The sequence below is a fragment of the Pseudomonas sp. IT-P12 genome (assembly GCF_949767465.1).
Taxonomy (GTDB): domain Bacteria; phylum Pseudomonadota; class Gammaproteobacteria; order Pseudomonadales; family Pseudomonadaceae; genus Aquipseudomonas.
In genome coordinates this window covers 69,136-82,027 of sequence record NZ_CATKPY010000023.1, presented here as the reverse complement: position 1 = coordinate 82,027, position 12,892 = coordinate 69,136, and the positions used below count along the sequence as shown (strand labels likewise).

The 12,892-nt window shown below is 63.4% G+C and carries 10 protein-coding genes; 7 read left to right on the top strand and 3 right to left on the bottom strand.

Annotated elements, in window-relative coordinates; genetic code table 11:
* Positions 1 to 244 precede the first annotated feature (244 nt).
* The 7 genes from ACM6IM_RS18625 (at position 245) to ACM6IM_RS18595 (ending at position 7,523) form a co-directional block, all read left to right on the top strand.
* Entirely contained in the window at positions 245 to 1,486 is a 1,242-nt protein-coding gene (locus ACM6IM_RS18625) for an SfnB family sulfur acquisition oxidoreductase (RefSeq protein ID WP_414865964.1), read from the top strand.
* Positions 1,487 to 1,524: 38 nt separating this feature from the next.
* Entirely contained in the window at positions 1,525 to 2,718 is a 1,194-nt protein-coding gene (locus tag ACM6IM_RS18620) for an SfnB family sulfur acquisition oxidoreductase (RefSeq protein WP_414865963.1), read from the top strand.
* Positions 2,718 to 4,076, top strand: a complete 1,359-nt coding sequence (locus ACM6IM_RS18615; protein ID WP_192307445.1) for an LLM class flavin-dependent oxidoreductase — start codon at positions 2,718 to 2,720, stop codon at positions 4,074 to 4,076. The genes ACM6IM_RS18620 and ACM6IM_RS18615 overlap by 1 nt, the downstream gene beginning before the upstream one ends.
* Before the next feature lie 116 nt (positions 4,077 to 4,192).
* Positions 4,193 to 5,002, top strand: coding sequence for a MetQ/NlpA family ABC transporter substrate-binding protein (locus ACM6IM_RS18610; protein WP_414865962.1), 810 nt, complete (start codon positions 4,193 to 4,195; stop codon positions 5,000 to 5,002).
* 2 nt (positions 5,003 to 5,004) lie between these two features.
* Positions 5,005 to 6,126 carry a methionine ABC transporter ATP-binding protein gene (locus ACM6IM_RS18605; RefSeq protein ID WP_192307443.1) on the top strand — a complete coding sequence of 374 codons (1,122 nt, stop codon included), beginning with the start codon at positions 5,005 to 5,007 and terminating at the stop codon, positions 6,124 to 6,126.
* Positions 6,116 to 6,760 carry a methionine ABC transporter permease gene (locus ACM6IM_RS18600; protein WP_025211262.1) on the top strand — a complete coding sequence of 215 codons (645 nt, stop codon included), beginning with the start codon at positions 6,116 to 6,118 and terminating at the stop codon, positions 6,758 to 6,760. Before ACM6IM_RS18605 ends, ACM6IM_RS18600 begins: the two co-directional genes overlap by 11 nt.
* A gap of 133 nt (positions 6,761 to 6,893) precedes the next feature.
* Positions 6,894 to 7,523, top strand: coding sequence for a class I SAM-dependent methyltransferase (locus ACM6IM_RS18595; RefSeq protein WP_201196432.1), 630 nt, complete (start codon positions 6,894 to 6,896; stop codon positions 7,521 to 7,523).
* Positions 7,524 to 7,619: 96 nt separating this feature from the next.
* Here the strand turns inward: ACM6IM_RS18595 and ACM6IM_RS18590 are convergent, their stop codons facing one another.
* Genes ACM6IM_RS18590 through ACM6IM_RS18580 form a run of 3 tightly spaced genes read right to left on the bottom strand, consistent with a single transcriptional unit; the run spans position 7,620 to position 12,837 of the window.
* On the bottom strand, positions 7,620 to 10,673 hold the full coding sequence (locus ACM6IM_RS18590) for an efflux RND transporter permease subunit (protein WP_192307440.1): 3,054 nt from the start codon (positions 10,671 to 10,673) through the stop codon (positions 7,620 to 7,622).
* Positions 10,670 to 11,737 carry an efflux RND transporter periplasmic adaptor subunit gene (locus tag ACM6IM_RS18585; protein WP_414865961.1) on the bottom strand — a complete coding sequence of 356 codons (1,068 nt, stop codon included), beginning with the start codon at positions 11,735 to 11,737 and terminating at the stop codon, positions 10,670 to 10,672. The genes ACM6IM_RS18590 and ACM6IM_RS18585 overlap by 4 nt, the downstream gene beginning before the upstream one ends.
* Positions 11,734 to 12,837 carry an efflux RND transporter periplasmic adaptor subunit gene (locus ACM6IM_RS18580; RefSeq protein ID WP_414865960.1) on the bottom strand — a complete coding sequence of 368 codons (1,104 nt, stop codon included), beginning with the start codon at positions 12,835 to 12,837 and terminating at the stop codon, positions 11,734 to 11,736. Before ACM6IM_RS18580 ends, ACM6IM_RS18585 begins: the two co-directional genes overlap by 4 nt.
* Between the last annotated feature and the right edge of the window lie 55 nt (positions 12,838 to 12,892).

The following is a 12,892-nucleotide window of genomic DNA, read 5'->3' as shown; positions in this document are numbered from 1 at the left end:
GCTCCACAAACAACTGTTTCCCTGCCAACAGTTCGTGGCGACACACTTCTATTCATATTCCAAAAAGCTAGTTTATTAATTTTTTATACGCAATTAGGGTATATGAACCGGACCACCGGACCTTCTTGTTATTCCTTCGCCGCCTTCTGCGGCGTCCCATGAGATGTGAGGTAGGTATGGTCCGGAACACAATCACCCCAGTGCAGATCGCCAGGGCATTGCGTGCAGCCAAGGAGCGGCACTGATGTCCAGTCTGGCAGATGCAATCGTCCAGAGTGATCAGGACGTCGCCCCGTTGTTGTTGCCCGCGCAGGTCTTGCGCAACGACGCCCAGGCCATCCAGGCCGCCCACGAGTTGGCGCAGGTCGCCCGCTTGCAGGCGGCCAAGCGCGACCGGCAGCGCAAGTTGCCATGGTCGGAAATCGAACAGTTCACCCGCAGTGGCCTGGGCAGCATTGCCATCCCGCGCGAATACGGTGGCCCACAGGTTTCATTCGTCACGTTGGCCGAAGTGTTCGCGATCATTTCCGCCGCCGATCCGGCGCTGGGCCAGATCCCGCAGAACCAGTTCGGCATCCTCAACCTGGTGCTCGGCAGTGCCACCGAAGCGCAGAAAAAGCAGCTGTTCAAGAGCGTGCTCGAAGGCTGGCGCATCGGTAATGCGGGGCCTGAGCGCGGCACCCGGAACACCTTGGAGCTCAAGGCCCGGATCACCGCCGATGGCGACGGCTTTGTCATCAACGGGCAAAAGTTCTACTCGACCGGCGCCCTGTTCGCCCACTGGGTCGCCGTCAAGGCATTGAATGACGAGGGCAAGCAGGTCCTGGCGTTCGTACGTCGCGGCACGCCGGGGCTGCGCATCGTCGACGACTGGTCCGGCTTCGGCCAGCGCACCACCGCCAGTGGCACGATCCTGCTCAACAACGTGCGGGTCGACGCCGACCTGGTGGTGGACAACTGGAAGATCAATGACACGCCGAACACCCAGGGTTCGGTGTCGCAGCTGATTCAAGCGGCCATCGACGCCGGCATCGCTCGCGGCGCCATCGACGACGCCATCGAGTTCGTCAAGACCCGCGCCCGCCCATGGATCGACGCCAAAGTCGAACGGGCCAGCGATGACCTGTATGTGATCGCGGACATCGGCAAACTGAAGATCGAACTGCACGCGGCCGAAGCACTGCTGCGCAAGGCCGGGCAAGTGCTGGACCAGGTCAATGCCGCGCCGCTCACCGCCGAATCCGCTGCGCGCGCCTCGATTGCGGTGGCCGAAGCCAAGGTGCTGACCACGGAAATCTCGCTGCTGGCCAGCGAGAAACTGTTCGAACTGGCTGGCAGCCGCGCCACCCTCGCCGAATTCAACCTCGACCGCCACTGGCGCAACGCTCGCGTGCACACGCTGCATGACCCGGTGCGCTGGAAGTACTACGCCGTCGGCGCTTATCGCCTGAACGGCACCTTGCCGGCTCGGCATTCCTGGATTTAACGACCAGAACACTTTTGACCAGATCTCTGGAGAAACACATGTCTCTTTCTCGTCACGTCGCGGTCATCACCAGCGATGAGCAAGCCCTGATCGTCGCCAGTGACCTGGCCGAAGATTTCAAACGCGATGCCGCCCTGCGCGACCGCGAGCGCCGTCTGCCGCTTCCGGAGCTGGAGGTGTTTTCCCGTTCGGGTCTCTGGGGCATCAGCGTGCCGAAGGCGTACGGCGGTGCCGGCGTCTCCAACGTCACCCTGGCCAAGGTCATCGCCCTGATCGCTCAGGCGGATGGCTCCCTGGGGCAGATTCCGCAGAACCATTTCTATGCCCTCGAAGTGCTGCGCGTAAACGGCAGCGACGAGCAGAAAAAACGTCTCTACGCCGAAGTCCTGGCCGGTCAGCGATTCGGCAACGCGCTCGCCGAACTCGGCACCAAAACTGCCCATGACCGCACCACGCGCCTGACCCGCTCTGGCGCCGGCTATCGCATCAACGGTCGCAAGTTCTACGCCACGGGGGCGATCTACGCGCAACGCATCCCAACCTCGGTGGTGGATGAAAACGGTGTGCAGCAACTCGCCTTCGTGCCGCATGACAGCAAAGGCCTGACGGTCATCGACGACTGGAGCGGTTTCGGTCAACGCACCACCGGCAGCGGTTCGGTGGTGTTCGAAGACGTCTACGTCGACGCCACAGACGTCATCGCGTTTCAAAGCGCGTTCGAACGGCCGACGACTGTCGGCCCGCTGGCGCAGATTCTTCACGCCGCCATCGACACCGGCATCGCCCGCGCGGCGTACGAGGATGCGCTGCATTTCGTGCGCACCAAGACCCGCCCGTGGATCGACGCGACCCATGAAAAGGCCAGCGAAGACCCATTGACCCTCAAGAGCTTCGGCCACTTGAGCATTCGCCTGCATGCCACCGAGGCCCTGTTGGAACGCGCCGGTGAATACCTCGACAAGGCCCAGGCCGACCCCCGGGCCGAGACCGTCGCGGCCGCCTCGATTGCCGTCGCCGAGGCCCGCGCCATCAGCACTGAGATTTCCCTCGCTGCCGGCAGCACCCTGTTCGAACTGGCAGGCAGCCAGGCCACGCTGATCGAGCACGGCCTGGACCGTCACTGGCGCAACGCACGGGTGCACACGCTGCACGACCCGGTGCGCTGGAAATATCACGCCGTGGGCAACTACTACCTCAACGACGAAAACCCTCCATTGCGGGGGACGATCTGATGGCCGAGGCGAAAAAGAAAATCCTGCTCAACGCGTTCAACATGAACTGCGTCGGGCATATCAATCACGGTTTGTGGACCCACCCCCGGGACACCTCCACCCAGTACAAGACGATCGAATACTGGACCGAACTGGCGCAGTTGCTGGAGCGCGGTCTGTTCGACGGTTTGTTCATCGCAGACATCGTCGGTGTGTATGACGTCTACCAGAACTCGGTGGACGTGCCGTTGAAGGAGTCGATCCAGCTGCCGGTCAACGACCCCTTGCTGCTGGTGTCGGCGATGGCCGCCGTGACGAAAAACCTCGGCTTCGGCCTGACCGCCAACCTGACCTACGAACCGCCCTACCTGTTCGCCCGTCGCATGTCGACGCTCGATCACCTGAGCCGTGGCCGGGTCGGCTGGAACATCGTCACCGGTTACCTGGACAGCGCCGCCAAAGCCATGGGGCTGAGCGAGCAGGTCGAACACGACCGGCGTTACGACCAGGCCGACGAATACCTCGAAGTGCTCTACAAGCTCTGGGAGGGCAGCTGGGAAAACGACGCAGTGCTCAACGATCCCCAACAGCGGATCTACGCGCAGCCGGACAAAGTGCACAAGGTCGAGCACAAGGGCGAGTTCTATCAGGTCGAGGGGTATCACCTCTGCGAGCCCTCGCCGCAGCGTACGCCGGTGCTGTTCCAGGCCGGCAGTTCGGATCGCGGCTTGCTCTTCGCCGGGCGCCATGCCGAATGCGTGTTCATCAGCGGCCAGAACAAACCGTCGACGAAGGCCCAGGTCGACAAGGTGCGCGCCAGTGCCGTCGAGGCCGGGCGTCACCCACAGGACGTGAAGGTGTTCATGGGCCTGAACGTGATCGTCGGCGCCACCGAGGAGCTGGCCTGGGCCAAGCATGCCGAGTACCGCAGCTACGCCAGCGCCGAAGCCGGCGTGGCGCATTTCTCGGCGTCCACCGGCATCGATTTTTCCGAGTACGCCATCGACGAACCGATCCAGTACGTCAAGAGCAATGCGATCCAGTCGGCCACCAAACACTTGCAGAACAACGACTGGACCCGCCGCCGACTGCTCGAGCAACACGCCCTGGGCGGACGCTACATCACCGTGGTCGGTTCGCCCGGTCAGGTGGCGGATGAGCTCGAGTCGTGGATTGCCGAAACCGGGCTGGATGGTTTCAACCTGACCCGCATTGTCACGCCGGAAAGCTATGTGGACTTCATCGACCTGGTGATTCCCGAGCTGCAGCGTCGCGGGTCGTACAAGACCGCTTATGACGACGGCAGCCTGCGGCAGAAGCTGTTTCACGAGGGGGCGCATTTGCCTGAGCAGCATACGGGGTCGGCGTTTCGCCGGTAAAAGCGTCGCGAGCAGGCTCGCTCCCACAGTTAACCGCGTTTCCCTGTGGGAGCGAGCCTGCTCGCGATTGGCCCCAACAGACACCCAAAATCCAAAGCACTGACTGGAAATCCATCATGACCAAAAACGACCTCTCCCACCCAGTCAAAGCACTGGCCCTGGCCCTCGGCCTCTTCAGCTCCGTCACCTTCGCCGCCGACCCGCCGCTGAAAGTCGGCACCACCGCCGCGTTCGCCATCCCGCTGGAAGCCGCGGTCGAGGAAGCCGGCAAACAAGGCCTGAAAGTCGAACTGGTGGAATTCACCGACTGGATTGCCCCCAACGTCAGCCTCGCGGCCGGCGACATCGACGTGAACTATTTCCAGCACGTGCCGTTCCTCGAAAACGCCAGGGCCGCTTCCGGTTTTGACCTGGTGCCGTTCGCGCCGGGGATCATCAACAACGTCGGCCTCTACTCGAAGCAATACAAAAGTTTCGACGAGCTGCCCGAAGGCGCCAGCGTGGCCATCGCCAACGACCCGATCAACAGCGGTCGCGGCTTGCAGTTGCTGGCCAAGGCCGGGCTGATCACGCTCAAGCCGGGGGTGGGCTACAAGGCCACCGAAGAAGACATCGTCGCCAACCCCAAGCACATCAAAATCCTGCAGGTCGAAGCCGTGCAACTGGTGCGTGCCTATGACGACGCCGACCTGGTCCAGGGTTACCCGGCCTATATCCGCCTGGCGAAAACTTTCGATGCCGGTTCCGCGCTGCTGTTCGACGGGCTCGATCACAAGGAATACGTGATCCAGTTCGTGATCCAGCCGAAAAGCAAAACCGATCCGCGACTGATCAAGTTCGTCGACATCTACCAGCATTCGCCTGCCGTTCGCGCCGCCCTGGATAAAGCCCACGGCAAGCTCTATCAAGCCGGTTGGGAAAGCTGAAAATGACTGCGGCGACGCCCTTGCGACTGGAAATTCCAGAGCGACATAAAGTCGAACAGACCGAACTGCACCCGCAGCTCAATCACGCCCACGTGCGCTTTATCGGCGTGGGCAAGACCTACAACGGCCAGCAAGGCCCGGTGGCCGCCCTGCACGGCATCGACCTGGCGATCCAGCGTGGCGAAGTGTTCGGCATCATCGGTCGCAGCGGCGCCGGCAAGTCGTCGCTGATCCGCACCATCAACCGCCTGGAGCAGCCGAGCAGCGGTCGGGTGCTGATCGATCAGGTCGACATCGGCGAGTTCGATGAAGACCGTCTGGTGACGCTGCGCCGGCGCATCGGCATGATCTTCCAGCACTTCAACCTGATGTCGGCCAAGACCGTCTGGCAGAACGTCGAACTGCCGCTGAAAGTCGCTGGCGTGCCCAGGGAACAACGCGAGCGCAAGGTCCGTGAACTGCTGGAGCTGGTAGGCCTGCAAGCCAAACACAAGGCGTACCCGGCGCAGCTTTCCGGCGGACAGAAACAGCGCGTCGGCATCGCCCGCGCACTGGTGCACGACCCCGAGATCCTGCTGTGCGATGAAGCCACGTCGGCACTCGATCCGGAGACCACGCAATCGATCCTCGGCCTGCTGCGCGAGATCAACCAGCGCCTGGGTTTGACCATCGTGCTGATCACCCACGAAATGGCGGTGATCCGCGACATCTGCGACCGCGTGGTGGTGCTGGAGCATGGCCGCGTCGTCGAGCAAGGGCCGGTGTGGGAAGTCTTCGGCAACCCGCAGCACGAGGTCAGCAAAACCTTGCTCGCCCCGTTGCAACACGGGTTGCCGGCGGAACTGCAAAGCCGTCTGCAGACGCAACTGCAATCCCCCGAGGCCGCCGTGGTCCTGCGTTTGCAATTCACCGGCAGCGCCACCGACGAACCGGACCTGGCCGCGCTGTTCGCCGCCCTCGGCGGTCGCGTGCGGTTGCTGCAGGGCGGCGTGGAACGGATTCAGGGGCATGCCCTGGGACAATTGCTGCTGGCGGTGTCCGGCTCGTCGCTGGGCGCTGAAGAACTGCGCCTGCGCGCCAGTCGCTGGGCCCAACAGGTGGAGGTGCTCGGTTATGTGGTTTGATCGTTTGCTGCAAGGTTTCATCGACACCTTCCTGATGGTCGGGGTGTCGTCATTGATCGCGCTGCTGGCGGGCATTCCGCTGGCGGTGATCCTGGTCACCAGTGGCAAGGGCGGGATCTACGAGGCACCGGCGCTGAACCGCGCGCTGGGCGCGTTCGTCAACCTGTTCCGCTCGATCCCGTTCCTGATCCTGATGGTGGCGCTGATTCCGTTCACCCGCCTGATCGTCGGCACCACCTACGGCGTCTGGGCCGCCGTGGTGCCGCTGACCATCGCCGCCACGCCATTCTTTGCGCGCATCGCCGAGGTCAGTCTGCGCGAGGTCGATCACGGTTTGATCGAAGCGGCGCAGGCCATGGGCTGCCGGCGCTGGCACATCGTCTGGCATGTGTTGTTGCCTGAGGCGCTGCCGGGAATCGTCGGTGGTTTCACCATTACCCTGGTGACCATGATCAACTCCTCGGCCATGGCTGGCGCGATTGGCGCGGGCGGGTTGGGCGACATCGCCTATCGCTACGGCTATCAGCGTTTCGACAGCCAGATCATGTTGACGGTGATCGTGTTGCTGGTGGCGTTGGTGGCGGTGATTCAGTTGGGTGGGGATCGCCTGGCTCGGGGGTTGAACAAGCGTTGATCGGCCGACTGCAAAAGGGCGGATCGCAAAATTCTGACGGCAATAACCGACACGGCGGACGCCCCGTAAGAAGTCACAGGTCGCCCGCCCGTATGGCGTATATTCGGCAGATTCCCAGCCTGTGCAGCCGACCATGAAACAGACCCCCGCCGACCTCGAGCAAATCACCGCCACCACCCTGGGCCATTACAATTCGGTGGCCGAAGGCTTTCGCGAAGGCACCCGCGATCACGATGTCAGCCAGAACATCGATGCATTGCTGCGCCATATTCAGGGCGAAGCGCCGTTCGACATTCTCGATTTTGGTTGCGGGCCCGGGCGCGATTTGCAGACGTTCACGCGCCTGGGCCACCGCGCGGTAGGACTCGATGGCTCGCAAGAGTTTGCCCGGATGGCGCGCGAGGACAGCGGTTGCGAGGTCTGGCAGCAGGATTTCCTCAAGCTCGACCTGCCAGCCGGGCGCTTCGACGGGATTTTTGCCAATGCCGTGCTGTTCCACATTCCGCGCCAGGAATTGCCTCGGGTGTTGCAGCAATTGCACGGCACGTTGAAACCCGGTGGCGTGTTGTTCAGCTCCAATCCGCGTGGCGAGAATCAGGAAGGCTGGAACGGCCCCCGGTATGGGGCGTATCACGACCTGGCGGCCTGGCAGGGGTTGCTGACCGCAGCCGGGTTCGTCGAGCTGGAGCACTACTACCGGCCGGCGGGGCTGCCGAGGGCGCAGCAGCCTTGGTTGGCCAGTGTCTGGCGCAAGTCGGCATAGGCTGGGGGGCCGCCTTCGCGAGCAGGCTCGCTCCCACAGGAGACCGCGTTGTGCCAGAACGACTCGGGTCCCCTGTGGGAACGAGCCTGCTCGCCTTTACTGCGCCTCCTGCTTCGGCTCGCGAATCCTGTACCAGGCCACATACAGCGCCGGCAAAAACAGCAGTGTCAGCAGCGTCGCGATGATGATGCCGCCGATCATCGCGTAGGCCATCGGCCCCCAGAACACTTCCCGGGCAATCGGGATCATCCCCAGGCTCGCCGCTGCGGCGGTCAGCAGAATCGGCCGGCGCCGGTGTTCCGTGGCTTGCACCACCGCGTCCCATGGCGTGGAACCGGCCTTCTCGTAGGCGTCGATCTGGGTCACCAGAATCACCGAGTTGCGGATGATGATGCCGATCAACGCCAGAATCCCGAGGATCGCCACGAAGCCCATCGGCGTGCCCGTCGGAATCAGCGCCAGGACCACGCCAATCAGTCCGAGCGGCGCGACGCTGGCGACCAGGAACAGCTTCTGCCCGCTGTGCAGCTGGATCATCAAGAAGGTCGCCATCAGGAACAGCATCAACGGCACGACCTTGGCGATCGGCCCCTGGGCCTTGGCGCTTTCCTCCACCGTGCCGCCAGTGGCGACCTTGTAACCCACCGGCAACGAAGCGGCGAACTGGTCGATGGTCGGCTTCAACTGCGTGACCAGGTCGGTCGGTTGAATCTCGTCGCGCACCGCCGCCTTGATGGTGATCGTCGGCCTGCGGTCGCGACGCCACACCAGTGGCTGCTCGAGCTCATAGCGCAGGGTGGCGAAGGCCAGCAGTGGAATCGAGGTGCCGCTGGGCGTGACGATTTGCAGGTTCTGCAGGGTTTCCGGCGTACCGCGCTCATCGTCGACCGCGCGCCCCACGACGTTGATCAGGTAGATGTCATCATCGACCTGCGTCACGGGTGCTCCGGCGACGATGCTGTTCATCAGGTTCGCCACTTCTTCCGATGACAGCCCCAACTGCCGCACCTTGTCCTGGGCGATGTCGATGCGCAGCACTTTGCCCGGCTCGTTCCAGTCGTAGATGATCTCGCCGATGTGCGAATTCTTGTCCAGTTCGGTGGCCAGGGCGATGGCGTGCTTGCGCACCTGGTCGATGTCCTTGCCACTGACCCGGTATTGAATGGGCCGGCCGACCGGCGGCCCCATTTCCAGTGCCTGGACGTAGCTGCCGATGCCGACGAACTCCTTGCGCAAGCGTTCGCGCAATCGCTGGCTGAGGGCCTCGCGCGACTCCAGGCCTTTGCTGACGATGACCAGTTGCGCGTAGTACGGGTTCTGCAACTGCTGGTCCAGCGGCAGGTAGAAACGGATCGCGCCTTCGCCGATGTAGGTGCTCCAGCGCTCGATGTCCGGGTCGTCCTTGAGCGTCGCTTCCAGCTTGTCCACGGCCTTGCGGGTTTCGGCGATCGAAGCGTTTTGCGGCAGGTTCAGGTCGACGAGGATTTCCGGACGGTCCGAGGACGGGAAGAACTGGTTCTGCACAAACTTCATGGAATACACCGACACGACGAACAAGGCGATGGTGATGCCGATGGCCCACCAGCGATTGCGCATCGCCCAGAGCATGCCGTAGTTGAAGCCACGGCCGATGCGCCCGGGCTCGGCGGCATGGGGTTTGACGTTGGCGCTGAGGATGTGCACGCCGATGACCGGCGCGAACAGCACCGCGACGATCCATGACACCAGCATCGCCACGGCGATCACCGCGAACAGGGTGAAGGTGTATTCACCCGCCGAACTGGCGTTCAGGCCAATGGGCACGAAACCCGCGACCGTCACCAGCGTGCCGGTGAGCATCGGGAACGCGGTGGAGGTGTAGGCGAACGTGGCCGCCTGTTCCTTGGTTTCGCCCATTTCCAGGCGCGTGACCATCATCTCCACGGTGATCATCGCGTCATCCACCAGCAGGCCGAGGGCGATGATCAGGGCGCCGAGGGAGATCCGCTGCATGGTGATGCCGCTGTATTCCATGAACACAAAGACCATGGCCAGCACCAGGGGAATCGAGCAAGCCACCACCAGACCGGCGCGTACACCCAGGCTGACGAAACTGACCAGCATCACGATCACCACCGCTTCGAACAGGGCGCTGGTGAAGCCACCGACGGCCTTTTCCACGACGGCGGCCTGGTCGGACACATTGTGCACGCCGACGCCCACGGGCAGGTCGGCGGTCAGTTCGGTCATGCGCTGATGCAGCGCCTTGCCGAACGTCTGGATGTTGCCGCCCTTCTTCATGGCGATGGCCAGGCCGATGGCCGGCTTCCCGTTGAAACGAAACTCCGGGTTCGCCGGGTCGACATAACCCCGGCTGATCTCGGCAATGTCCGCCAGGCGATAAAAGCGATCGTTGAGCCGCAGGTTGACGTTTGCCAGGTCCTTTTCCGAAGCGAACTGGCCGCTGGTGCGCACGGAGATCCGCTCCGGCCCGGCTTCGATCACCCCGGCGGGCGTCACCGCGTTCTGCGATTGCAGGCTCGACACCACCTGACGCTCATCAATGCCCAGCGCCGCCAGTTTGCGGGTGGAGAAGTTCAGGTAGAGCACTTCATCCTGTTCGCCGATCATCTCGACCTTGCCCAGCCCGGGCACGTCACGGATCTCGGCGCGGACCTGCTCGACGTAATCGCGCAACTGGCGCATCGACAAACCGTCGGCGGTGAAGGCGTACACCGAACCGAACACATCGCCGAACTCGTCGTTGAACGCCGGCCCTTGCAGCCCCTGGGGAAACTGGCCGCGGATGTCGTTGATCTTCTTGCGCACCTGGTACCAGATTTCCGGGATGTCCTTGGCGCTGGTGGTGTCGCGCAGGAACACGAACACCGTCGATTCGCCAGGCCGGGTGTAGCTTTTCACATAGTCGAGGGAGTCGAGCTCCTCGAGTTTTTTCTCGATGCGGTCCGTGACCTGCTTGAGGGTTTCTTCCTGGGTCGCACCGGGCCAGCGGCTCTGGATCACCATGGTCTTGATGGTGAACGAAGGGTCTTCCTCGCGACCCAGGTTCAGGTAGGAGAACACCCCCATCAGCAACGCGACCAGCATCAGGTACCAGATGAACGACTGATGCCTGAGCGCCCATTCGGATAAGTTGAAACTCCCTTTCATCGTGGGCTGTCCTCGTCGATTTTCACTTTCTGCCCAGGCTTCAGGCTGTTGACGCCGGCACTCACCACCCGCTCGCCGGTCTTCACACCGCTGGCCAGGACCATCGTCGAACCGCTGCGGCTGACCACTTGCACCTCCCGTGGCGAAACCGTTGCATTCTGCAGATCGATGACCCAGATCCGGGTTTTCCCATCGGCGTCCTGCAGGGCGGTCAGGGGCAGCTCGATACGCGGTTTGATCGTCGAACTGAGGGTCACGCCGATGGCGGTGCCCAGGCGAAAACCGGGCGGTGTTTCGGCCAGGGTCAGGCGCGCGCGGCGGGTGCGGGTGGCGCTCTGCGCCTGGGGTTCGATTTCACGTACGGTGGCCGTGGTGGTGATGCTCGGGTCCAGTTCCACGGCGACCTGAAACACCACGTCCGCCGGCAACTGATCGACCAGCGTGTCGGGCAGGTCGATCACCGCTTCCTTGATGTCCGGCTGCGCCAGGGTCACGACCTGCTGGCCGGCCGTCACCACCTGGCCGGCTTCGGCATTCCACGCGGTCACAATGGCCTTGTGATCGGTGTGCAACTCGACGTAGCCGAGCGCGTCCTGGGCCTGATCGACGGCCGACTTCGCCTGGTCATAGGAGGCTTGTGTGGTTTTCAGGTTGGTCTGGGCAATGTCCAGTTGCGCCTGGGCGCCCACCCCGCGATCGAACAATTCCCGTTGGCGACGGGCGTCGGCCTGGGCGTTGATCAACTGCGCCTGGACCTGCGCCAGATCGCCCTGCGCCGCACGCAACTGGTTCTGCTGATCCGTGGGATCGAGCGTGGCGAGCAACGCCCCCTTCTCCACTTCGGCGCCGACATCGACGTTGCGACTGGCGATCCGCCCCGGCACGCGAAAGCCCACATTGGTTTCGTAACGGGCCTGGATGCTGCCGGCGAAGCGACCGAGCGTTTGCTCGTCCAGCGCCTGCACCCGGACCGACAACACCGGACGTACCGGCTCCGGGGGCGGTTCCTCGTCCGAGCACGCCACCAGCATCACCACGGCGCAGGCCAGCAACAGATGCTTCATGGCTGGACTCCCTCGGCCAGGTACTTGTAGGTGTTTTCGGCGATGTCGACCTTGACCCCTGGGTGCAACAACTGACCGCCGGCGATGATGACCTGGTCGCCGTCCTTCAGGCCGTCGCTGACGATGACCTTGCCGGTCAGGTAGCGCCCGACCGTGACCGTTTGCAACTGCGCCGCACCCTGGTCGTCCACCCGCCACACGGCCGGTTCGCTGAGGTTTTTGGTGAGCGCCGACCACGGCAATTCGACCGCGGATGTGCCCGGGATCTTCGCCGTGGCACTGACCACCGAGCCGAGCTGCATGCCATCCGGCAGGCCGTCGAGCGTGACCTTGACCTGCACCGTGCCGGTCTGCGCGGAGACCGCCGGGGTGATTTCCCGCACCGTGCCGGTGGTCTTGATGGCCGGGTTGTCGAGCAGGCTGACCACGATGGTCTTTTCTTCCGGCTCGTGTGCCAGCAGCGATTCGTAGACGTTGAACACCGCGTCCCGCTCACCGTCCCGGGCCAGGCTGAAAATCGGCACCGTGGCCTGCACCACCTGGCCGACCTCGGCCTGGCGGGCGGTGATGATCCCCGGCGCGTCGGCGACCAGCGCGGTGTAGCTCAACTGATCACGGGCGTTGGCCAGTTGCGCCTGGGCGGCGGTCAACGCACTCTGACTGCTGCGCAATGCCGCCTGGGCCGAATCGTATTCGCTCTGGCTGGTGTAGCCCTTGGGCAGAAGTTTTTGCTGGCGGACGAAGGCGGCAGCGGTCTGGGTCACCCGCGCCTGCTCGGCGACCACCTGGGCCTTGGCCGAGTCGACACTGTTCTGCAGGTCTTTCGGGTCGAGCTTGGCCAACACCTGCTTGGCCGACACCCGGTCACCGACATCGACCGAGCGCTGGATGATCTTGCCGCCGACGCGAAACGACAGGTCGGTCTGGACCCGTGCCTGCACATCACCGGTGAGTGTCACCGACGCGGCGTATTCGGCCGGCTTGACCACCTGCACGAACACCCGTGGGCGATCTTTCTCGACCTGGGGTTTTTCGCCGCAGGCGCTCAACAGCAGCAGGAGGCTCAGGCCCACCACTCTTTTCAACCCGGGACCAGCCATGCAAACTCCTTTGCGCTGTACGGACGTGCCAATGGCAATACGACTGTGAGCTTAG

Excerpts from the sequence above, each read along its gene's own strand:
- ACM6IM_RS18625 (WP_414865964.1), top strand. The coding sequence starts at position 245 with ATGTCCAGTCTGGCAGATGCAATCGTCCAGAGTGATCAGGACGTCGCC.
- ACM6IM_RS18620 (WP_414865963.1), top strand. The coding sequence starts at position 1,525 with ATGTCTCTTTCTCGTCACGTCGCGGTCATCACCAGCGATGAGCAAGCC.
- ACM6IM_RS18615 (WP_192307445.1), top strand. The coding sequence starts at position 2,718 with ATGGCCGAGGCGAAAAAGAAAATCCTGCTCAACGCGTTCAACATGAAC.
- ACM6IM_RS18610 (WP_414865962.1), top strand. The coding sequence starts at position 4,193 with ATGACCAAAAACGACCTCTCCCACCCAGTCAAAGCACTGGCCCTGGCC.
- ACM6IM_RS18605 (WP_192307443.1), top strand. The coding sequence starts at position 5,005 with ATGACTGCGGCGACGCCCTTGCGACTGGAAATTCCAGAGCGACATAAA.
- ACM6IM_RS18600 (WP_025211262.1), top strand. The coding sequence starts at position 6,116 with ATGTGGTTTGATCGTTTGCTGCAAGGTTTCATCGACACCTTCCTGATG.
- ACM6IM_RS18595 (WP_201196432.1), top strand. The coding sequence starts at position 6,894 with ATGAAACAGACCCCCGCCGACCTCGAGCAAATCACCGCCACCACCCTG.
- ACM6IM_RS18590 (WP_192307440.1), bottom strand. The coding sequence starts at position 10,673 with ATGAAAGGGAGTTTCAACTTATCCGAATGGGCGCTCAGGCATCAGTCG.
- ACM6IM_RS18585 (WP_414865961.1), bottom strand. The coding sequence starts at position 11,737 with ATGAAGCATCTGTTGCTGGCCTGCGCCGTGGTGATGCTGGTGGCGTGC.
- ACM6IM_RS18580 (WP_414865960.1), bottom strand. The coding sequence starts at position 12,837 with ATGGCTGGTCCCGGGTTGAAAAGAGTGGTGGGCCTGAGCCTCCTGCTG.